Origin of the sequence: Curtobacterium sp. BNK-1 (genome assembly GCF_048685235.1) — a bacterium.
Taxonomy (GTDB): Bacteria; Pseudomonadota; Gammaproteobacteria; order Enterobacterales; family Enterobacteriaceae; genus Pantoea; species Pantoea agglomerans.
The window spans coordinates 324,580-346,076 of record NZ_JBLQTJ010000004.1; the positions used below are offsets into that span (position 1 = coordinate 324,580).

At 54.4% G+C, this 21,497-nt stretch carries 19 protein-coding genes; 15 read left to right on the forward strand and 4 right to left on the reverse strand.

What is annotated here, in order from left to right:
* Positions 1–2: 2 nt before the first annotated feature.
* The gene (gene malE / locus ACMGGP_RS22000; RefSeq protein WP_498798905.1) at positions 3–1,193 is read right to left on the reverse strand and encodes a maltose/maltodextrin ABC transporter substrate-binding protein MalE; all 1,191 of its coding nucleotides are present in this window, start codon (positions 1,191–1,193) and stop codon (positions 3–5) included.
* 362 nt (positions 1,194–1,555) lie between these two features.
* Between malE and malK the strand changes: the two genes are divergently transcribed.
* The 6 genes from malK to ACMGGP_RS22030 all read left to right on the forward strand — a co-directional run bounded on the left by malK (position 1,556) and on the right by ACMGGP_RS22030 (position 6,376).
* The gene (gene malK, locus ACMGGP_RS22005; protein ID WP_010247360.1) at positions 1,556–2,665 is read left to right on the forward strand and encodes a maltose/maltodextrin ABC transporter ATP-binding protein MalK; all 1,110 of its coding nucleotides are present in this window, start codon (positions 1,556–1,558) and stop codon (positions 2,663–2,665) included.
* Between the two features lie 43 nt (positions 2,666–2,708).
* Positions 2,709–4,010: a maltoporin gene (locus ACMGGP_RS22010; protein WP_033760237.1), complete on the forward strand. Its 1,302-nt coding sequence runs from the start codon at positions 2,709–2,711 to the stop codon at positions 4,008–4,010.
* Positions 4,011–4,112: 102 nt separating this feature from the next.
* Positions 4,113–5,051 (forward strand): maltose operon protein MalM, encoded by a 939-nt coding sequence (gene malM, locus ACMGGP_RS22015; protein ID WP_498798906.1) that lies wholly within the window; start codon positions 4,113–4,115, stop codon positions 5,049–5,051.
* Between the two features lie 188 nt (positions 5,052–5,239).
* The gene (locus ACMGGP_RS22020) at positions 5,240–5,455 is read left to right on the forward strand and encodes a type II toxin-antitoxin system Phd/YefM family antitoxin (protein WP_284672518.1); all 216 of its coding nucleotides are present in this window, start codon (positions 5,240–5,242) and stop codon (positions 5,453–5,455) included.
* A gap of 99 nt (positions 5,456–5,554) precedes the next feature.
* Positions 5,555–5,899 carry a type II toxin-antitoxin system PrlF family antitoxin gene (locus tag ACMGGP_RS22025; RefSeq protein WP_033773852.1) on the forward strand — a complete coding sequence of 115 codons (345 nt, stop codon included), beginning with the start codon at positions 5,555–5,557 and terminating at the stop codon, positions 5,897–5,899.
* A gap of 6 nt (positions 5,900–5,905) precedes the next feature.
* Positions 5,906–6,376: a type II toxin-antitoxin system YhaV family toxin gene (locus ACMGGP_RS22030; protein WP_010247344.1), complete on the forward strand. Its 471-nt coding sequence runs from the start codon at positions 5,906–5,908 to the stop codon at positions 6,374–6,376.
* Between the two features lie 189 nt (positions 6,377–6,565).
* Here the strand turns inward: ACMGGP_RS22030 and malQ are convergent, their stop codons facing one another.
* Together malQ and malP are read right to left on the reverse strand one after the other, a co-directional pair.
* Positions 6,566–8,641, reverse strand: a complete 2,076-nt coding sequence (gene malQ / locus ACMGGP_RS22035) for a 4-alpha-glucanotransferase (protein WP_498798907.1) — start codon at positions 8,639–8,641, stop codon at positions 6,566–6,568.
* An 8-nt stretch (positions 8,642–8,649) separates the two neighbouring features.
* Complete coding sequence (gene malP, locus ACMGGP_RS22040) at positions 8,650–11,052, reverse strand: maltodextrin phosphorylase (protein ID WP_324701063.1); 2,403 nt, start codon at positions 11,050–11,052, stop codon at positions 8,650–8,652.
* A 282-nt stretch (positions 11,053–11,334) separates the two neighbouring features.
* On the opposite strand from malP, the gene malT reads away from it, so the two are divergent.
* The 7 genes from malT (at position 11,335) to ACMGGP_RS22075 (ending at position 18,206) form a co-directional block, all read left to right on the forward strand.
* On the forward strand, positions 11,335–14,037 hold the full coding sequence (malT, locus tag ACMGGP_RS22045; RefSeq protein ID WP_498798908.1) for an HTH-type transcriptional regulator MalT: 2,703 nt from the start codon (positions 11,335–11,337) through the stop codon (positions 14,035–14,037).
* 919 nt (positions 14,038–14,956) lie between these two features.
* Positions 14,957–15,103 (forward strand): hypothetical protein, encoded by a 147-nt coding sequence (locus tag ACMGGP_RS22050; protein WP_498798909.1) that lies wholly within the window; start codon positions 14,957–14,959, stop codon positions 15,101–15,103.
* A gap of 48 nt (positions 15,104–15,151) precedes the next feature.
* Positions 15,152–15,574: a hypothetical protein gene (locus ACMGGP_RS22055; protein ID WP_498798910.1), complete on the forward strand. Its 423-nt coding sequence runs from the start codon at positions 15,152–15,154 to the stop codon at positions 15,572–15,574.
* Positions 15,575–15,690: 116 nt separating this feature from the next.
* On the forward strand, positions 15,691–15,939 hold the full coding sequence (locus ACMGGP_RS22060; protein WP_010670286.1) for a hypothetical protein: 249 nt from the start codon (positions 15,691–15,693) through the stop codon (positions 15,937–15,939).
* 152 nt (positions 15,940–16,091) lie between these two features.
* The gene (locus ACMGGP_RS22065) at positions 16,092–16,337 is read left to right on the forward strand and encodes a hypothetical protein (protein ID WP_498798911.1); all 246 of its coding nucleotides are present in this window, start codon (positions 16,092–16,094) and stop codon (positions 16,335–16,337) included.
* Between the two features lie 642 nt (positions 16,338–16,979).
* The gene (locus ACMGGP_RS22070) at positions 16,980–17,336 is read left to right on the forward strand and encodes a hypothetical protein (protein WP_010670287.1); all 357 of its coding nucleotides are present in this window, start codon (positions 16,980–16,982) and stop codon (positions 17,334–17,336) included.
* Positions 17,337–17,720: 384 nt separating this feature from the next.
* Complete coding sequence (locus ACMGGP_RS22075) at positions 17,721–18,206, forward strand: GNAT family N-acetyltransferase (RefSeq protein WP_045140149.1); 486 nt, start codon at positions 17,721–17,723, stop codon at positions 18,204–18,206.
* A 183-nt stretch (positions 18,207–18,389) separates the two neighbouring features.
* On the opposite strand, the gene ACMGGP_RS22080 is transcribed toward ACMGGP_RS22075, so the two are convergent.
* Entirely contained in the window at positions 18,390–19,340 is a 951-nt protein-coding gene (locus ACMGGP_RS22080) for an AraC family transcriptional regulator (protein ID WP_031592446.1), read from the reverse strand.
* Positions 19,341–19,448: 108 nt separating this feature from the next.
* On the opposite strand from ACMGGP_RS22080, the gene ACMGGP_RS22085 reads away from it, so the two are divergent.
* Together ACMGGP_RS22085 and ACMGGP_RS22090 are read left to right on the forward strand one after the other, a co-directional pair.
* On the forward strand, positions 19,449–20,675 hold the full coding sequence (locus ACMGGP_RS22085; protein ID WP_187494873.1) for an MFS transporter: 1,227 nt from the start codon (positions 19,449–19,451) through the stop codon (positions 20,673–20,675).
* 331 nt (positions 20,676–21,006) lie between these two features.
* The gene (locus ACMGGP_RS22090) at positions 21,007–21,453 is read left to right on the forward strand and encodes a GNAT family N-acetyltransferase (RefSeq protein ID WP_157353375.1); all 447 of its coding nucleotides are present in this window, start codon (positions 21,007–21,009) and stop codon (positions 21,451–21,453) included.
* Positions 21,454–21,497 lie beyond the last annotated feature (44 nt).

Consider the following 21,497-nt stretch of genomic DNA (forward strand, 5'->3'; position numbering starts at 1 on the left):
AATTACTTCTTCAGACGGGCCTGAGCATCTTTCAGTGCGGCGTCGACGCTCTGACGACCGCCCAGCGCGTTCAGGGTAGCGGTGCGCATCGCATACCAGAATGCCGCCATCTGCGGGATATTCGGCATGATGTCACCCTGACGGGCGTTGTTCATGGTGGCGGCGATACGCGAATCTTTTTCCAGCGTCTGCTGGAAAGATTTCAGCGCCACAGCACCCAGCGGCTTATCTTTGTTGACCGCATCCAGACCGGTGTCAGTCAGCAGATAATTCTCCAGGAACTCTTTCGCCAGCTCTTTGTTAGGACTGGCGGCGTTGATCCCGGCACTCAGCACGCCGACAAAGGCCTTCGACGGTTTACCGTTCAGGGTTGGCAATTCGGTGACGCCATAGTCTATGCCGCTCTTGTCGAGGTTGCCCCACGCCCACGGACCATTAATGGTCATGGCGGTTTCGCCTTTGTTAAAGGCGGCCTCAGCAATCGAATAATCGGTGTCCGCATTCAGGGTTTTGGCTTTAACCTGATCGACCAGGAACTGCATGCCCGCTTTAGCTCCGGCGTTATCGACGCCGACATCCTTCACGTCATAATGTCCGTCGGTGAGCTTGAAGGCGTAAGCCCCGCCTGCGGCCAGCAGCGGCCAGGTGAAGTAGGGCTCCTGCAGGTTAAACATGATGGCGCTTTTGCCTTTGGCACGCAGTTGCTTGTCGAGACCGGCAATCTCTTCCCAGGTTTTTGGCGGGGTCGGCAGCAGTTTCTTGTTGTAGATCAGTGACAGCGACTCAACGGAAATCGGGTAGCCAATCAGCTTGCCTTCGAAGCGCACCGCGTCCCAGGTGAACGGGAAAAGCTTCTCGCGGAAGCTGGCATCCGGCGTGATCTCAGCCAGCAGGCCTGACTGCGCATAGCCGCCGAAACGGTCATGTGCCCAGAAGATAATATCCGGGCCATCGCCGGTCGCCGCGACCTGCGGATACTTCTCTTCCATTTTGTCAGGATGTTCGACCGTGACTTTGATGCCGGTCTCCTGCTCAAATTTCTTACCCACTTCGGCAAGGCCGTTGTAGCCCTTGTCACCGTTGATCCAGATGACCAGTTTACCTTCCTCAATTTTTGCCATCGCGCTGGCCGAAAAGAGCACGGCAGAGAGGGCAGAAAGGGCCAGAATTCTTGCTCCGGTTTTCATCGTCATAAATCCATCCTGTTAGCGGAAGTGGTGAATGCTGTACCGGCATCATTGTGCTTATCCGCCACGGCTTCTCATCCTCCTCTGCTCTACGCCCCTCGGCCTGCCGCTGTGATCGCGCTGGCAAAAAGCCCCTCAAGCGGGCGCTTACGCGACAAAAATTCCTGCGGGTCTGCGTTAGCGATCACAAAAAAGCGCGTCAGCGTGCGGGCCGCGGCGTCAGCCCGCGTTTCTCCTCCTCCCGCCTCCTCCCCCAGCGGAATGCATTGCGGTGGAGGATGTTACCGTCAGTTTCCTCTCGCATAGTGAGCCCCGGAACCCGTCTGCCGCTGGGCAGACACGACTATGCAGCTAAGAGGGAAGGGATCATGGCGAGCGTTGTGTTACGCAATGTCACGAAAGCCTGGGGCGATACGGTGGTGTCGAAAGATATCGATCTCACTATTCGTGAAGGGGAATTTGTTGTTTTCGTCGGCCCATCAGGCTGTGGCAAATCGACGCTGCTGCGCATGATTGCCGGGCTGGAGACCATCACCAGCGGCGAGCTGTTAATCGGCGACCGGCGCATGAATGAAGTGCCGCCCGCCGAACGCGGCATCGGCATGGTGTTTCAGTCCTATGCGCTCTATCCCCATCTGTCGGTGGCGGAGAACATGTCTTTTGGCCTCAAACTGGCCGGGGTGAAAAAAGCGGAGATCCAGCAGCGGGTTAATCAGGTGGCGGAGATTCTGCAACTGGCGCATCTGCTCGATCGCCGTCCTAAAGCCCTCTCTGGCGGGCAGCGTCAGCGCGTGGCGATTGGCCGCACGCTGGTGGCGGAACCGCGCGTCTTCCTGCTGGATGAACCGCTGTCGAACCTTGACGCCGCGCTGCGCGTTCAGATGCGCATTGAGATCTCCCGTCTGCATAAGCGCCTGAAGCGCACCATGATTTACGTGACCCACGATCAGATCGAAGCGATGACGCTGGCCGACAAAATCGTGGTGCTGGACGCCGGACGCATTGCGCAGGTCGGTAAGCCGCTTGAGCTGTATCACTATCCCGCCAACCGTTTTGTCGCCGGATTTATCGGCTCACCAAAAATGAATTTCCTGCCGGTCAAAGTGACCGCCACCGCCATCGATCAGGTTCAGGTGCGGCTGCCGAATCAGCAGCTGGTCTGGCTGCCGGTTGACAGCGCCGGTGTGCAGGTCGGCAGCAACATGTCACTGGGTATTCGCCCGGAACATCTGCTCTCCAGCGATATCGCCGACGTCACCCTGGAAGGGGAAGTGCAGGTGGTGGAACAGCTGGGGCATGAAACACAGATCCACATCGAGATTCCCGCTATCCGTCAGAACCTGGTTTACCGCCAGGAGGACGTCGTGCTGGTAAAAGAGGGCGCCATCCTCGGTATTGGCCTGCCGCCCGAGCGTTGTCACCTGTTCCGCGAGGACGGGAGCGCGTGCCGCAGGCTGTATCAGGAGCCGGGTGTATAGCCCTGCCAAAAACAATAAAAGCAATGACCTCAGGAGATAGAAAATGTTAACTCTGCGCAAACTTCCCATCGCCGTTGCCGTCGCGGTGGGAACCCTCTCCGCCCCGACGATGGCGGTTGATTTTACCGGTTACGCCCGTTCCGGCATTGGCTGGACCGGCAGCGGTGGTGAACAGCAATGTTTCCAGGCCACCGGCGCTCAAAGTAAATACCGTCTGGGCAACGAATGTGAAACCTATGCCGAACTGAAATTAGGCCAGGAAGTGTGGAAAGAGGGCGACAAAAGCTTCTATTTCGACACCAACGTGGCTTACTCCGTGGCACAGCAGAATGACTGGGAAGCCACATCGCCCGCCTTCCGTGAAGCCAACGTAAAAGGTAAAAACCTGATCGACGCGCTGCCAGGCTCTACCATCTGGGCCGGTAAGCGTTTCTATCAGCGTCATGACGTCCATATGATCGACTTCTACTACTGGGATATTTCCGGTCCGGGTGCCGGTCTGGAAGATGTCGATCTCGGCTTCGGTAAACTCTCTTTCGCCGCAACCCGTTCATCTGAAGCGGGCGGCTCTTACACCTTCTCCAGCGATCGTATCCGTGACTTCGCCACCAGCACTGCCAACGACGTGTTTGATGTGCGTCTGGCCGGTCTGGAAACCAACACCAACGGCGTGCTGGAGCTGGGTGTCGACTACGGTCGCGCTAATGCCCGTGACGACTACCGTCTGGAAGAGGGGGCTTCTAAAGATGGCTGGATGTTCACTGCTGAACATACCCAGAGCATGCTGAAGGGCTATAACAAATTCGTACTGCAGTATGCCACCGATGCGCTGACCTCTCAGGGCAAAGGCGTGCCGCAGGGCACCAGCCTCAACAACAATGGTGACATGTATCGCATCCTCGACCACGGTGCGATCTCACTGGCCGAACGCTGGGATCTGATGTACGTCGCTATGTACCAGAACATCGATCTGGACAACAACCGCGGCACCGAGTGGTACACCGTGGGTGTGCGCCCGATGTACAAATGGACGCCGATTATGAGCACGTTGCTGGAACTGGGCTACGACAACGTCAAATCGCAGCAGGCTAACGAACGCAACGGCCAGTACAAAGTGACGCTGGCGCAGCAGTGGCAGGCGGGCGACAGCATCTGGTCACGTCCGGCTCTGCGTCTGTTCGCGACCTACGCCAAATGGGATGAAAAATGGGGCTACAACAAAGATAACTCAGGCGATCTCACTACCTTCGCCTCTGCGGACACCAGCGGCAACGGCATCCTGACCAACAGCCGTGGTAAAGACGATGAAGTGACCTTCGGTGCGCAGATGGAAATCTGGTGGTAAGCCAGCACCTTTTCTGACAGGCGCGCCTGCGCCTGATGGATCTCTTTGGTCGCGGTGTGCCATTGCCTGGTTCACGCCGCGACCTGCAATAAGGTAGACATAATGAAAATGACAAAACTGGCTGCACTCTGCCTGAGTGCGGCGTTACTGACAGGACACGCGCTTCCCGCCCTGGCGGATGTCAATCTGGTGCCGCAGGATCTCTCGTCCGCACCGGTCGTGGCACCCGAAACACTGCAACGCCTGAGCTGGCAACCGTTGGCTGCTTCTCAGACACAGACAACAAAACTCGCTAACAGCGGACAGACGCTGAATGCGCCACACATTGCCGGTCCGGTCGCGGCCTACAGTCTGCCCGCCAATATCGGCGAACTGACGCTGACGCTGAGCAGTGAAGTGGCGAACGGTCAGGTTTTCGCGCCGAACGTGCTGGTGCTGGATGAAAACCTGCGTCCTGCGGCCTGGTTTCCCAGCCGCTACTTTACCTATCAGAAGCCGGGCGTGATGGCGGCAGATCGACTGGAAGGGGTGATGAAATTAACCCCGGCGCTGGGTCAGCAAAAAATCTACCTGCTGGTGTTTACCACCGACAGCGATCTGACACAAACCACCACGCTGCTTGACCCGGCCAAGGCCTACGCGCAGGGCACCGGTCATGCGGTACCGGATATTCCCGATCCCGTCGCCCGCCACAGCCGGGAAGGGACAATCAAGCTGAAGATGCAGACCAGTTCCGGCTCATCCATTCTGGTCGGGCCGCTGTTTGGTTCATCCGGCCCGAGCGCGGTGACCGTCGGCAATACCGCACCTGCGGCAGCGTACAGCGCAGCACCGGCGCCTGCACCCGCCGCAGCGCCCGCGCCAAAAGCCCGTGCGGAACCGATCATGAGCGACACCGAGATTTACTTTAACCAGAAGATCAGACAGGCAGTGAACAGCGGTAATATCGATAAGGCGCTGAAACTGCTGGATGAAGCCGAGCGGCTGGGTTCCACCTCTGCACGGCAGACCTTTATCAGTAGTGTTAAAGGCAAGGGGTGAAGCTGCCCCGACAATACTGATGTTGTTCCATCTGGTGCGCTGCGGCGCACCTTTTTTTGTTGCAGAGATCCTGATTGCATGATTTTTTTGCGTGGTTTTACGCATTGCGTAAGTCATGCTGTGGGCAATAGCGTTTGATGAATATAGGCTAACTAAGCTGTTTCAGGGATGACTTTTCTGGAGGCTATATGCGAAGTTACACGACAACACAGGCCCGAAAATTTCTTGCTGAAATCATGGATATCGTGAGGGCGGGTGAGCCTGTGATTATCACCCGCCGGGGCGGCTCTGCTGCTGTGCTTATCAGTCGCGAAGAGTTTGATGTCTGGCAGGAAATAAAACAGGGTGCCAATTTTTCAGTCGATACGGAAAAGCGTAATCAGAAACTTTTAATGAAGACTTAGTAACAAAACATTCGCTCTTATCGCGATCAATGCATTTGCATTGCCAATGCACTTGCATTACTGTTGCGCTATCTTGTTTTTTTCTAGTGAGAATCCGCAATGGGAACTCTGACTCATGCAAACATCTCTCTGCGTGCTTCATCAAAACTGACAGCGCGCAGCCAGACCACTATCCCTGCCGCAGTTCGTGATGCGATGAATCTGCAACCTGGTGAGAATATCGAATACGCTGTTCTGCCGGGCGGCAAAGTCCTTATTACCCGTCAGGAAACGGTGACTGATGATGATCCAGTGATGGCGAGCTTTCTGAGTTTTCTTGCTGCTGACATACGCAACACACCTGCAAATATTAAAACGCTGGATCGAGGATTATTAACTCGCATTACATCGTTGACCGAAGGTATGGACGTTGATTTGGATGCTCCACTCATGGACGATGAGTAATTAAGTATGGAAGACAGCACGGTTATAAATGGATGGCACGTTTATGTTCATCCCTGTTTTGAATCGCAGCTGATTGCGCTGACCAATGAAGTGGAGTTACTCAGGGCTAAATATCCTGAAAGTTACCAGCGAAAAGCGACGACGAAGCTTTTAGCCGCTGTGTTTAAAGTTATCAATAGTGAGATTTGCGCCGATCCACATCAGGCAAAGTTTCGCCAGGGCGATACGCTGGGAGAACAAAATAAGCATTGGTTCCGTGCAAAGTTTTTGATGCAGTATCGTTTGTTCTTTAGATTCAGCGAGCAACATAAAACCATCATCCTTGCATGGATGAATGACGCTGAGACCAAACGTGCTTATGGCAGTAAGCGTGACGCCTATAAAGTATTTTCAGGAATGTTGCATAACGGCTATCCACCTGACGACTGGGCATTGCTGTTAAAGCAATCTCAGGATTGGGCGAATACAAATTCTTAAGTTCATTAAATCCTGAACAGAATCCGGTGTGCTTTTTTCAGACGCTCGTGCTCAGGGTGATCTTATCACTGTTGAGAGGCGCTGATTACAGTAGCAGAGTGCGAGCCGTTGCCGGCCCGCACGCTGTAATAACTGAAAATTATGTAAAACAGGCTGCGTCAGAGACGAGTCTGAGTCGCGCGTTGACCTTCAATTGCGCAGTAGTCGCTTCCGGCGTGCCGTCAGATCACGCAGCAGCGTGTCAGTGGCAGGATCGCTGAACAGCGTTTCCAGCGTGGCGCTGAGCTTGCGTCGCCAGTTCGGATATTCATCGCTGGTGCCCGGAATATTGACCGGCGCTGCCATATCCAGCCAGTCCTCCGGTTGCAGTCCCAGCAGGGCGCTGTGGCTATCAGCCAGATAGCGCTGCATCGCCCGGTTTAATGCCTTGCTCATGCCGGTGCGACGTGCATCGCGTCCGGCACGTTTCGGCAGGGCACCAACGCGATGCAGACTCTGCAGCAGCGCCTGCTTTGCCCGCAACCGATCCTGATATAGCCCGGCCAGCACCACCTTGTCGGGATAGAGGCCGAGTTGTGCGCCGGTGGTCAAATCATCGCTCTGCCACCAGCCACGCAGCGTCGGAAGATCGTGAGTAGTCGCGACCGCCATTGCCTGCCGTGGCCATTCGGCGGGCGGACGGAAACGCTGGGCTGACTCCTGCTCAAAATAGAGCACCTTATAGGAGTAGACCCCGCCATCACGCAGCTTATCGACAATCGCTTCCGGCACCGTACCGAGATCTTCGCCAATTACCATGCAGCGATGACGCTGACTTTCCAGCGCCAGAATCGCCAGCAGATCGTCGATGGGATAGTGCACGTAGGCACCGTGCATCGCGCTATCACCGGCCGGAATCCACCACAGCCGCATTAGCGCCATCACATGGTCAATGCGCAGTGCGCCGCAGTGGCGCATGTTGGCGCGCAGCAGGGCGATCCACGGCTCCCAGGCGCGCTGACGCATCACCTGCGGATCCATGGGCGGCAATCCCCAGTCCTGGCCGCGCGGGCCGAGAATATCGGGCGGCGCACCGATGCTGGCCTCCATGCAGTAGAGATCGCGCTCGCTCCAGGTCTCTGCGCCACCCTGCGCAACACCCACCGCCAGATCGCGGTAAAGTCCAATCGGCATCTGCTGCTGCTGGCAGATGTCCCAGCAGTCGGCAAACTGCTTCGCGGCCAGCCACTGCAGCCAGAGCCAGAAGCGCACCTGATCGGCGTGCTGTTGCAGGAAGGCCTGCACGGCCGGACTGCCGGGATCCTGCAACGCCTCCGGCCACACCGGCCAGCCCCAGCGATCACTATCCTGTGCTATCTGATCGGCGTGCAGCGCATCAAACAGCGCCTGATGCTGAAGACTCTCGCCTCCTTCACGTATAAATCCATTAAACGCCTGCACCTCGGGATCGCTGGCGTCACGCTGAGTAAACTGCGGCCACGCCAGTCTCAGCGCGTCCATTTTCAGCCGGGTCACCGCCGCATAATCCACCCAATCTGCTGCGCGAGCCTGTTCCAGCGCCTGCTCTGTTTCCGGACGTTGCCACCAGGCCTGAGCGGCAGCGCTCTGCCGGAAGTCAGTGACTGCGCTCACATCGATGTAGAGCACATTAAGCCAGCGCCGGGACGAGGGGCTGTAAGGGCTGGCACTCTCCGGGCTGGAGGGAAACAGCGCATGGATAGGGTTAAGACCGATAAACGCGCCGCCGCGTGCGGCTACCTCCGGCAGCATCCGGCGCAGATCGCCAAAGTCGCCGATTCCCCAGTTCTCCGCCGAGCGCAGGGTATAGAGCTGCACGCAGGCGCCCCATATTGACTCACCTGCCAGCAGGGCCGGGGGTTCATAACAGCGGGCCGGGGCAATTATTATCCGGCACGACCACTGCTGCGCACCCTGTTGCAGCGTCAGCTCATGATAGCCTTCAGGCAGCGGCGGCAGATGCAGCGGCTGAGCGGGCTGGCAGCGACCTGAGCTGATTTCACCTGCTTCACTGGTGAGATGCCAGTGGGCATCGTCAGCGAGCTGTGGTGACAGGCTCAGAAGATCGCCGCTGCGAAAAATCACCACCGGTGGCAGCGGCGTGCTCAGCGGATGGGAAGGCTGCATCACCGCCAGCAAACGCTGGCGGGTCAGGGTCGGGATCGCCTGTGGCTTGCCGTGAGCATTGATATACTCAGCGGCGATGCCCGCCCGGGAGAAATCGTCCATAACCGGATCTGTTTTCATGGCGTTCCTTAGCGTTTCGCTTGCCAGATGCGCTGCTGGTAATCGCGGATAGCGCGATCGGAGCTGAACATGCCACAGCGTGCGGTATTGAGGATGGTGGCACGTGTCCAGGCCTCCTGATCGCTCCACAGCGCTTCTACCTGCGCCTGTGCGTCAAGGTAGGGCTGGAAGTCAGCCAGTACCAGATAGGGATCACCGCCTTCCGGGCCGAGACTCTGCAACATCGCATCAAAGGCGTGGCAGTCGCCCTGGCTGAAGGTGCCATCTTCCAGCGCCAGTAAGACCTGATTGAGCTGCGAATCTTTCTTGCGCCACTGCGCCGGGGCATAACCGTCTGCTTTTAACGCCACCACCTGTTCCACGGTATGCCCGAAGATAAAGATGTTCTCGCTGCCAACCTGCTCAGCGATCTCGACGTTCGCTCCATCCAGTGTGCCTATGGTCAGTGCGCCATTCAGCGCCAGTTTCATATTTCCGGTGCCGGACGCTTCTTTACCGGCGGTGGAGATCTGCTCAGAAAGGTCGGCGGCGGGAATCAGCCGCTCGGCGACGGAGACGTTGTAATCGGGAATAAACACGACTTTCAGCCGGTCACCGATACGGGGATCCTGATTGATCACCTCGGCCACTTTGTTGATGGCATAGATGATGTTTTTCGCCAGTGCATAGCCGGGCGCGGCTTTGGCACCAAACAGCACCACGCGCGGCGTCCGGTTAGCCTGCGGATCGGTGACCAGCGTCTGCCACAGCGCAATGATGTGCAGCAGGCTCAGATGCTGGCGTTTGTACTCATGCAGTCGTTTGATCTGTACGTCAAACAGCGCGGTAGGGTCAATCTCAATGCCGGTCCGCTGTTTTACCCAGTGCGCCAGCGCGACTTTGTTCTGCTGCTTGATGGCGCGATATTCCGCGCAGAAGGCGGCGTCATCCGCAAAGGCTTCCAGCCCCTGCAAGGCATCGAGATCGTTCAGCCAGGGTTTTTGCAATGTCCGGGTGATCAGGGCACTCAGCGCCGGGTTGCACTGATTGATCCAGCGGCGCGGCGTAATGCCGTTGGTCACGTTGTGGAATTTCTCCGGCCACATCTGGTGATATTCCGGGAAGAGATCCTGCACCACCAGTTTCGAGTGCAGCGCCGCCACACCGTTGACCGCGAACCCGCTGGTGACGCAGAGGTTTGCCATCCGCAGCTGGTTATTATGCACCAGCGCCAGTCTGGCCCACTTCGCTTCATCGTCCGGCCAGCGCGCGGTGACAGCCGTTTTTAGCTGCGCGTTCAGGATATTGATGATCATCATATGGCGCGGCAGCAGGCTGCGCACCAGACGCACATCCCAGCACTCCAGCGCTTCCGGCATCAGGGTGTGATTGGTGTAGGCAAAAGTGTGCTGTGTGATCTGCCAGGCGCGATCCCAGCTCAGCTGATGCTCATCCAGCAGCAGACGCATCAGCTCCGGGATGGCCAGCGTCGGATGGGTGTCATTAAGCTGGATCACTTCATGATCGGCCAGGGTTTCGATGCTGCGGCCGGCCCGATGATGGCGACGCAGAATGTCAGCCAGCGCGCAGGCGCACTGAAAATATTGCTGCATCAGACGCAGTTTTTTACCGTTCTGATGATTGTCATTGGGGTAGAGCACTTTAGTCAGTTTTTCAGCATCAATACCCTGTTGTTCCGCGCGCAGAAAGTCGCCGTCGTTAAAGCGACTGAGGTTAAACGGCTGGGCATGTTTCGCCTGCCATAGACGCAGTGGCTGGCTGATACCATTCTGATAACCCACCACCGGCAGATCCCAGGCTTCACCGAGCAGTTCAAACGCCGGTTGCCACTGTGGCTGACCCGCAACCGTCACCACTTTACCGCCCAGCCCGACCCGCACGTTAAGCGCGGCGTTGTGGTTAAACCACGGATAGCGGTCGCGCTGCCAGTCATCCGGGCCTTCAATCTGCGCGCCCTGTTCGAAGCGCTGGCGGAACAGACCGTACTGATAGTTCAGACCGTAGCCCGTAGCGGGCTGACCCACATTCGCCATGGAATCCAGGAAACAGGCTGCCAGGCGACCCAGGCCGCCATTACCCAGCGCCGGATCTGTTTCGGTTTCCAGCACGTCAGTGAGTGAGATATCCCAGGCGGCCAGGGCCTCGTTGACCGCGTCATACCAGCCCAGGTTCAGCAGGTTGTTGCCGGTCAGGCGACCGATCAAAAACTCCATCGACAGATAGTTAACATGGCGCAGTTCTGTCGGGGCCGGGGGAGCAGGCTGCGCGACCAGCATATCGGCCAGCGCACCGCTGAGTGCCTGCCACCACTGTGTCGTGGTCATCTCCTGCGCATCGCGCAGGCCAAAACGCTGCCACTGACGGGTCAGGGCAGCATTGAACTGAATCGGGTTGAAATCGGGCTGTGTCATGGTTGATGTCCTGTGAAAACGGAAAATGGATCAATGTGGCGACAGTCTGCCCGCGCGGAAACCCTCGCTCATCCTCCTGCAAAGAATTAGCGGAGGAGGATGGGGAGGGTGGAGAGGATGAGGCTAATCCGAAATCGTTGAAGGAGTGTGATTGCGCACGCTTTTGTAAAGTTTAATTAATGGGTTTGCTTGCATTCATCTGACGAAATGCTGAACCTGTGTAAGGAATAATTACGAAGCGTAAAATAATGATGCGCTCGACAAATGGAGAAACGCGCGCCCATGTTAATACCCGCTAAACTCAGCCGCCCGGTGCGTCTTGAAGGCACTGTGATTCGGGAGAGATTGCTGCAAAAACTCACCGCTGCCGGTAACTATCGGCTGGTGCTGGTCACCAGTCCGGCGGGCTACGGTAAAACCACACTGGTGTCGCAGTGGGCGGCAGGGAAAAGCGATCTGGGGTGGGTTTCTTTAGATGAGGGCGATAATCAGCCGGAGCGCTTTGCCGATTACCTGATCGCTGCACTGCAACAGGCCACCCACGGTGGCTGTCCGCGCAGTGAACTGCTGGCGCAGAAGCGGCAGTATGTGAATCTCAATGCGCTGTTTTCTCAGCTCTTTATCGAGCTGGTGGAGTGGCAGCAGCCGCTGTGGCTGATCGTTGATGACTACCATCTGATCACCAATCCGGTGATCCACGACGCGATGCGCTTTTTCCTGCGCCATCAGCCAGAAAATCTGACGCTGATTCTGATGTCACGTAACCTGCCGCAACTCGGTATCGCCAACCTGCGGGTGCGTGAGCAACTGATTGAACTGGGCAGCCAGCAGCTGGCTTTTACCCACCAGGAGGCGCGACAGTTTTTTGACTGCCGACTGGCGGCCCCGCTGGAAAGCGAAGAGAGCAGCCGACTCTGTGATGATGTAGCGGGCTGGGCCACTGCGCTGCAACTGATCGTACTGTCGGCGCGACAGGGTGCCAGTTCGGCTCAGCATTCCGCCCGGCGTCTCTCTGGCATTAATGCCAGCCACCTCTCCGATTATCTGGTTGAGGAAGTTCTGGATAACGTCGATCTGCCTACCCGCCATTTCTTACTGAAAACCGCGCTGCTGCGTTCAATAAACGATGAACTGATCGCCTGTGTCACCCGCGAAGAGAACGGCCAGATGCGGCTGGAAGAGATTGAGCGTCAGGGTCTGTTTCTGCAGCGCATGGACGATTCAGGCTGCTGGTTCAGCTACCATCCGCTGTTTGGTAACTTCCTGCGTCAGCGCTGCCAGTGGGAACTGGCGGCGGAACTGCCCGCGCTGCATCGGGCTGCGGCAGAGAGCTGGATGGCGCAGGGTTTTCCCGGCGAGGCGATTCATCATGCGCTCGCCTCTGGCGACGCCACTATGCTGCGGGACGTGCTGCTGAAGCACGCCTGGACGCTGTTTAATCAGAGCGAGCTGCCGCTGCTGGAGAACTCCCTGAAAGCACTGCCGTGGGAGATGATGCTGGAAAATCCAATGCTGGTACTGCTGCAGGCGTGGCTGATGCAGAGTCAGCATCGCTTCTCAGAAGTCGACAGTCTGCTGGCGCGTTTTGAACAGGCCAGCCGCTGCGAGATCGATACAGCACTGCGCGGTGAATTTAATGCGTTGCGCGCCCAGGTGGCGATTAACGATGGTAATACCGATGAAGCGGAGCGGCTGGCGAAAGTGGCGCTCGACACCCTGCCAGCGAGCCGTCACTACAGCCGCATTGTGGCAACCTCAGTGCATGGTGAAGTGATGCACTGCAAAGGCGAGCTGGATGATTCACTCAAACTGATGCGGCAGACCGAACAGATGGCGCGGCGCGATGAAGTGTGGCACTACGCCCTCTGGAGCCTGATTCAGCAGAGCGAGATTCTGTTTGCTCAGGGCTTTTTGCAGGCAGCCTATGAGATCCAGAGCCGCGCCTTTGTGCTGGTCGACGAGCAGCACCTGGCGCAGTTCCCGCTGCATGAGTTTCTGCTGCGCATCCGCGCTCAGTTGCTGTGGGCCTGGGGACGGTTGGAAGAGGCGGAGCAGGCGGCCCGGGAAGGCATCAAAGTACTGAACGGTTTCCAGCCGCAGCAGCAGATTCAGTGTCTGGGATTGCTGGTGCAGTGCTCACTGGCACGTGGCAATCTGGATAACGCCCGCAGCTACCTGAACCGGCTGGAAAACCTGCTGAACAATGGCAACTGGCACAGCGACTGGATAGCCAATGCCGACAAAGTCCGGGTCATTTACTGGCAGTTGACCGGCGACAGCCAGAACGCCCGTGACTGGATGCGGCAGACGCCTAAACCCGCCTTCGCCAATAACCATTTTCTGCAGGGACAATGGCGGAACATCGCCCGCGCGCAAATCCTGCTGGGTGATGTCAGCCAGGCGGAAGTGGTGCTGGAGGAGCTGAATGAGAATGCCCGTGCCCTGCGCCTGATGAGCGATTTAAACCGCAATCTGTTGCTGCTGAATCAGATCTACTGGCAGACCGACCGCAAAGCGGAGGCGCAGCGTGTCCTGATTGAGGCGCTGAAACTGGCGCGCAGCACCGGTTTTATCAGCCATTTTGTGATTGAAGGCGAGATGATGGCGCAGCAGTTGCGGCAATTGATTCAGCTGAATACCCTGAATGAACTGGACAGCCACCGTGCCCGGCGCATCCTGCTGGAGATCAACAAATATCACCGTCATAAATTCGCCCATTTCGATGAAGGCTTTGTCAGCCGGTTGCTTAACCATCCTGACGTGCCGGAGCTGATCCGAACCAGTCCGCTGACGCAGCGTGAATGGCAGGTGCTGGGATTAATCTATTCTGGCTACAGCAACGATCAAATCGCCGGTGAGCTGGCGGTGGCCTCCACCACCATCAAAACCCATATCCGCAATCTCTATCAGAAGCTGGGCGTCACCCATCGCAGCGAAGCGATGAATCAGGTGCAGTCGCTGCTGAAAATGATGGGCTATGTCTGACGACAGGCGTATTCAGGGGCGGCTTTAGCCCGCTCCGCCGCATAACAGCACACCGTCGAAACAGGCGGTCTGTATCAATGGGAAGCGGGGCAGTTACTTTACTGCGCAACATGCAGCTCTGATTTGCCGGATTTCGGGCCCTGATTTCTTCCAGCCGGTGCATAAATATCACATGCATCAGCGCGTTACGGGCTTCACCTTTATTCAGCCCCGCGAGGTCCCGCCTGCAGCAGTTAGGGTAGTGCTTCCTGAAATTACGGATTTCTGAGGTTCAGGAAAATTAATTCTGAGTGGTTAAACAGTGTCCCCTTACCATACCTCTTAAAAGTCAGATGAATTATAGAAAATGATATATGCTTTTGCTTTTTTTTGAGTTCAGGATTGTCATTCCCTGCTTATGAAAAAAGTGCCTTAATAAAAATGCAATATGTATTATTTCATGAAAAGAGTAAATTGTTAGCAGGGTAATTATTAGCCTTTAATGTCATTAGCTATTAACTAGTTAGTTAAAAAATAGCATCCCCGAAAATTTTTTTTAAAATTAAACGAAAACATTCTAAAACAACGAAAACGTTTCATTACACTCCATAGTTTTTATTTTTTAGATAATTTACTTTTAATGAAATAGCTCATTAGCTATGGGGTGGGCCAGCGATTATCTCATGTATTTATTATCTTTAAGGATGGATTATGAGACATAAAAAATTAACGCTTGCTTTGGCTGTTTTTGTTCTCTCTGCGGCGCGACTTGCAGTCGCTGCACCGTTACATAACCAACCGTTTACGAATCACTCCCCACAGACCTTCTTACTTGTCGGCGATGCTAATGGAGGTGACGGCGGCAACGGGGGTTCTGGTTCTAATTCTCCTGGTGGCCCTGGCGGCGATGGAGGAAATAACAGCGCCAGCGGTAACGGGAATGGCAGCGGTAATGATAACGGCACTGGCAACGGCTCCGCTAACGGTAATGGTTCCGGAGACGGTGACGGCGGCGGTGATGGTGGTGATAGCGGTGGTGGTGGTGGTGATGGCGGCGGTGCGTAATCAGGCTGCAGAATCTAACTAAAAATGGTCGCCTCATGAAGGCGGCCATTAATTAAAGGATGAAACTTCTATGTCAAAGCTACACAACACGCTGATTTTTTTTCCACTATCTGCAGGGCTGCTCCTTTCCCTGCCGGTATTCAGTCAGACACTCCCGCAGGACGCTATTCAGCTGTCTGCCTGTGAGAGCCTGAACGGACAAGATGGGAACGGCAGTTCGCCTGATGGAGAAAGTGGTAAAGACGGCGTGCCCGGTACAGGCTGTCTGAACGGAGGTAACGGCGGTAACGGTTCTGCTACAGGTGGTAACGGCGGAAATGGGGGAAATGGGGCAGGCGCCGCGACTGAACCCTACCATAAACACCACAAACATCATAAAAATGGACAGGGTAGCGCCAATGGTGGCAACGGGGGTGATGGTGGTTCAACTGACAATGCGCCCGGAGGTGCTGGCGGTGATGGAGGTAACAATGACCAGTCAGAACATCTGTAAACGATACCGTACCCTACTAAGGTGCTCCACTCTGATACTGGTGATTTTTACACACTACGGTTATGCCTCTCCGGCCTCCCCGATTCCTTTTCCTGATTCCTTATCACTGATTTCTGATGGTGGAAACGGCGGGGACGGTGGTCCGGGCGAAAACGGAGGGGATGGCGGTAACGGCGGTAATGCTGGTACAGGCTCCAACTCAAATGGCGGAGATGGCGGAAATGGCGGCACTAACGGAGCCGATGGAGGGGATGGTGGCAACGGAGGAAGCGGGAACAACTCATCCGGTGGTGATGGTGGTGATGGTGGTGATGGTGGTGATGACGGTGATAGCGGTGATAGCGGCGGCGGCATATAAGTCATAGCGCAGAGGATGATATGAAAAACCTTCTCATGAAAGCTGTATATCTCATTATTCTCACCTCAGCATTACTGAGACCTTTCATGGTCGTACTCACGGTAACCTCTTCTCTGGCGGCCGGAATATTCAGCACTGCGGCATGGGCAGACGGCGACGGTGGCGACGGTGGTGACGGTGGCGGTGACGGAAACGGGGGAGACGGAGGGAATGCTGGTTCTGGCAGCAACGGAAATGGCGGCGACGGCGGTAATGGTGGTGAAAACGGAGGAAATGGAGGGAACGGCGGTAATGGTGACGGATCAGGTAATGGCGGAAACGGAGGCGATGCGGATCCTGGCGGCGTCGGCGGGCAGGGTGGCAGTGGCGGGAATGAGGGAGGACATGATGGTTCTCCCGGAATGAGTGGAGCTAAATAGTTATCCCTATGCAGTTAACGTGGTTTGCCGGAGGTTGATGACCCCGGCGACTTCATGCATACAGACTAAGCAGACAGCAAGGCAATGCTGAGACACCGGGTTGCCAGGCCTGAACTGCAAAGCCGGTGAAGTCATATCAGTCGTTTTTACCGGCACCAGTAAATCCCGATCTTCCTTAAAAGACATCGCATAGTGTCAGCCTGAGTGATGGCAGTTTATCCGGCACCACCCAACGATCCATTTCCCGCCCGGCCTCTGCCGACTCCTGTGACATAACCCCGGCCTCTTCTGCAGGGGAACGGGTTGAATCGCGGCATGCTGGTCACAGATGTTATGTTGCATTAGAGCTGAAAGCCGTTCTTATCAGGCCAGGATATTAAGGATCGCAACATAAAAAGAAGATACATGTGGTGAGTGTCCGCTATGAGCAAGGAGCGGACGTTCCGTTCTTAATGACTGACTGTTACCATTGCATCCAACATAGCACCCGGCTCATCTAACCTTACCCACAACAAAAATTAATATCCATAAATCAGCTCTATACACGTATGACATCACCAACTCCTCAAGTCACAAAATATTTTGCTGATAACGATTTTTTAACGATCCAAAGTCCTGGAAGACAGATATGAATAAATTTGTTTATTGTATGATTGCTTTGTGTTTTTCCGGTTTATGTTCCGCAGCTGAAGATTTAGGCTTGGGGACATATTTATGTGATGTCCGGATAACCAGCTCTCATACAGAGACGCAGCTTTTGCCAAAAGCTGCTGTCGTTGAAGACAATGGAAGTAACTACAAAGTGAAAATGCTGGGTAATGAGGTAACATCCCCAGCGCTTGAAAGTGTCATGGGTGGTATTAAACAGCAGGCTACTGTTAACGGAATAACCTTCGTAAGACGTCCTAATTACGATGATCGTTTTATCATCGAAAATGCGCATTCCGGCTTCTTTTATAAAATGAGAAACTGCAAAAAAAACTAATATTTTTTCCGCTGATGCTTTAAGCATTAGTATAGGATGGCTTTTAAATTAATTGTGTTTTAAAAGTCCCTGTTTACTATATTATCTTGATTGTGAACCTCATATCTTTGCAGCCATGTTATGATTAAAATGCTTCGACAAATTGCTGTCACCTATTCGGCCGATGAGCAATTTAAACTGCTATCATGTCCGTATGCCTTCCAGTTTAACGTTCAAGCTGTATTACCTTTGTATTAATTTCTGGCAACAGCAATGAGGCGGGCCAGACTAAGTTCAGATTTATGTACGCTATGAGTGAGGAGCAGCCATGACCCCAGGGATGGTTTGAATAAGTGATATCCCTTTACCCGTTTTGAGCTGATGCTTTTTTTAGCAGGATGCTTTATGTTGGTCACACTCATCCTGCAGGGTATAACCATGATAAAAGTAGAAAAATCAGATCCATTCTCTTCAGAATCCCATCGTTTAATCGAAATGCTATCAGCAGAACTTGCCGCTATTACTGGTGATAACGGCAAAAGCAATTTCACCACCCAAGCAATGGGTGATGACAAAGCTTTATGGGCATTAGCAAAGAATTCTCAAGGCAAAGCTGTGGGATGCGGTGCTATACGGCCATTTACCCAAAATATAGCCGAGCTTAAAAGAATGTTTTCAGACCGAAGTGAGTCAGGGATTGGTGGTGCTTTACTCACTTTCCTTGAAAAATCAGCAAAAGAGATGGGATATATCGAAGTTAGGCTGGAAACCCGCCACATCAACTATCGTGCTGTAAATTTCTACATGAAAAATGGTTATGTCCCTATTGAGAATTACGGCCCATATATAGGCAGGACAGAAGCTATCTGTTTCTCAAAGGCATTGCGCTGACTATATTAATTGGAACTGACGTCTGCTCCTGTCACAAAGTGGACTGTCATCGGGCTGATGACCGCTATATGCCAGTAGCGGACACTGTTTTTAATGTGATTCATTTTGTTCTGCACTTCCTGGAGCACAAAGGAAGTAAAACTACGTAGCGATTATTGCTATCCCCGCTAAGGATAAAACCCATTAGCTAAGCAAACGAACCGCGCCTGGAGACTTGCCCGTAACACGCTTAAAAGCCCGGCTGAAAGCAGCCTGAGAGGAGTATCCTAACCGTTGCGATGCGGTGTCGACGGTAATATTTTCTGACGACAGCCAGCGGACAGCGAGATGCATCTTTACTTCTGTTGCATACCGTAGCGGTGGGACGCCGATAGTGGTCTGAAACCTTTCGGCGAATGCGGAGCGGGATATATGCGATTCGGCGGCGAGTTCTGCCACGCTCCAGTCCCGGCCCGGTTCGCGATGAATCGCCAGGATGGCCTGAGCCAGACGCGGATCGCGCAGTGCTGCAGCCAGGCCAGGGCTATTGCCGCAACCGTCTTCCACCCATCCTCTGATAAACATCGCTCCAGCCACATCGGCAAGCCTGGCGAGAATACCTGCATAACCCACGCGTCCGGAGCATATCTCACGCTTCATCGCATCAAGTATATGCATGAGTCCCGGCCACTGAATCCCCTTTGCATCGGCATGCATAATTTCAGGCAGCACATCCGCCAGCCGCTGCATGCTTCCCAGATCAATTTTCATGCAACCAAAAAACAGCACAGCGCCTGGCGTTTCCTGAGTACTCGGGCAGGTATCAATCCCACTCACTTTTTCATCCAGTGGTGCCGTTTCAATATTGTCGATATCCAGCACGTCGGCGGCTGTTGCCGACAAAAGTTGATGCCGTTCGCCGTGGGGAAGAAATACAGCCTCTCCGGCTGAAAGCGTAAGAACTTCGCCGTTTGCACTATGGAGCACCATCTCCCCCACAGCGACGTAGTGCAGATAAGCATGACCGGGCCTGCTTGCGAAGTTCAGGCCAAACGTATCTCCCGTCTGGATACGCTGATATCGCACGCCGTATAGCCGCAGGCCGGAAAGCAGCTCGCTGATGAGTTCTGATGACAGAGCGAAGGATGAAGTCATATGCCTGTTCGGGTTTTGGGTAAAAAAGTGAGGGGTTTAGAGCATAGATCATCCAGCTGCGCCTGAATAGACTTCTTCTCCTGAAACGACTTTCCAGGAGACTTAGAAATGACGGATGAAACTTCTATCAGGGTTCACAAAGAAAGAGTGCAAAGAGATGAGAAAATCCAGCCAGCCTGGCTTGCGGTTTTTTCGTTAACCATGGGTGTTTTTGGCCTGCTCACCGCAGAGTACCTGCCTGCCAGCTTATTAACGCCTATTGCACGGGATTTGGGTGTGTCAGAATCTCTTGCAGGACAGGCCGTAACAGTGACGGCGGTGATTGCGTTATTTGCCGGATTACTGATACCGCGATTAACGCGTGCGCTGGACCGGCGCGTCGTGTTGTTGAGCTTTACCGCCCTTATGATCTTCTCAAATCTGCTCGTGGCGCTCTCTTCAGGTATTGTCATGCTGCTGGCAATGCGCATCCTGCTGGGTATCGCGTTGGGTGGATTCTGGAGTATGGCAGCGGCGGTAGCGATGAGGTTAGTGCCGGAGAGGCTGGTACCGCGGGCGCTGTCGATCATTTTTAGTGGAATCGCGGTAGGTACTGTTGTTGCCGTACCGCTGGGAAGTTATATGGGCGAGATGTCTGGCTGGCGTAGCGCGTTTATTGCCGCTGCTGCGGTTGGCGCACTCTCTTTTATTTTTCAGTGGCTGACGCTGCCCGGAATGCCGCCGGTAGTCAGGACCAGGACGGCATCCGTATTTTCTCTGCTCCAGAGGCCGGGCGTGAGCGTGGGCATGCTGGGGTGCGTGCTTGCACACACCGGCCAGTATGCGCTGTTTACCTATATACGGCCTGCGCTGGAAGGACTCGCACACATAGATGCAAAAGGGCTGGCGTTAATACTTCTGGTGTTTGGCGTTGCTAACTTTATCGGGACACTGTCGGCAGGGTGGCTGATGGAACGCAGCCTGCGTTTTACGCTGATTATTATGCCTGCTCTGGTGGGAGCTGCGGCACTGGGTATGATCACTCTGCCGTTATCAATCGCCGGGCTTACGGCGCTGGTCATGCTGTGGGGGCTGGCATTTGGTGGCATACCGGTGGCGTGGTCAGGTTGGGTCGCCCGGACTCTTCCTGATGAGGCCGAGAGCGCAGGGGGTATGGTGGTCGCCGCCGTTCAATCCTCCATTGCCGCGGGTGCAGCAATAGGTGGCCTGATATATGGCCTCAACGGGGTGACGGGGGTATTCATTACAGCTGCCTGTATCATGCTCACTGCTGCGCTGGTTATTGCATTCCGGGTCAGAGTCTCGTCATCAGCTGAAGGAACGCAAAGCATATAATTTCAGTGACATTTAAGATGTCAGGACACCTCAATCGAGCATCTTAAGATCCCCGGACCGTACAGCGTTCCGGGCCTGCTGGCTGAGTGTGATGGCAAAGGGGCGGGTTAACTGCTGAAGCTGGTTAAATGCGTTTTGAGCGAGGAGCGGAGCTTAGCAATAATCAGTAAGTGCCGTTTACTCGCTATTCTGAAATATCACCATTCTCAGTGGTGATTCAAACGTGCAGAGAAAACATTCCTTAACAGAGAAGCTTGAAAAACAGTTTCCAGGTGATATCTTCAACACATAACTACCTCATCAGGAAGACAGTGTGATTACTCTCAGGAATATGAATGAAGAAGAATTCGTAAATTATCGTTCTCTTTTCATCCATGAATATTCGCAGGATCTGCAAAACAATCGCGGATATCTTTCCGAAAAAGCACGAATCAAAGCCATAGAATCTATTGATACAGTGTTAACAAAGGGAGTTGTGACCCCGGCTAATCAGCTGTGGTGTATCCAACAGCCTGATGAACCAGAGGACGTTATTGGCATCCTCTGGCTGTCGATCACCGGGTCATCAGCCTGGATAAGTGATTTCTACATTTATCCTGACTGGCGCGGCCGTGGATTCGGTGGTCTGGCCTTATGCGAAATGAAAAGATTGCTAAAAATAATGAACATCGATGAGGTCGGACTTAGGGTAGCTCCGAATAATGCCTCAGCCAAAGCACTGTATCAGAAGAATGGCTTTCATATTACCGGCATCAATATGTCTCAAAATTTAAAATAAATAATTTAATAAAGCGTTCTTACCAGTAGCCAAAGAGAATATCT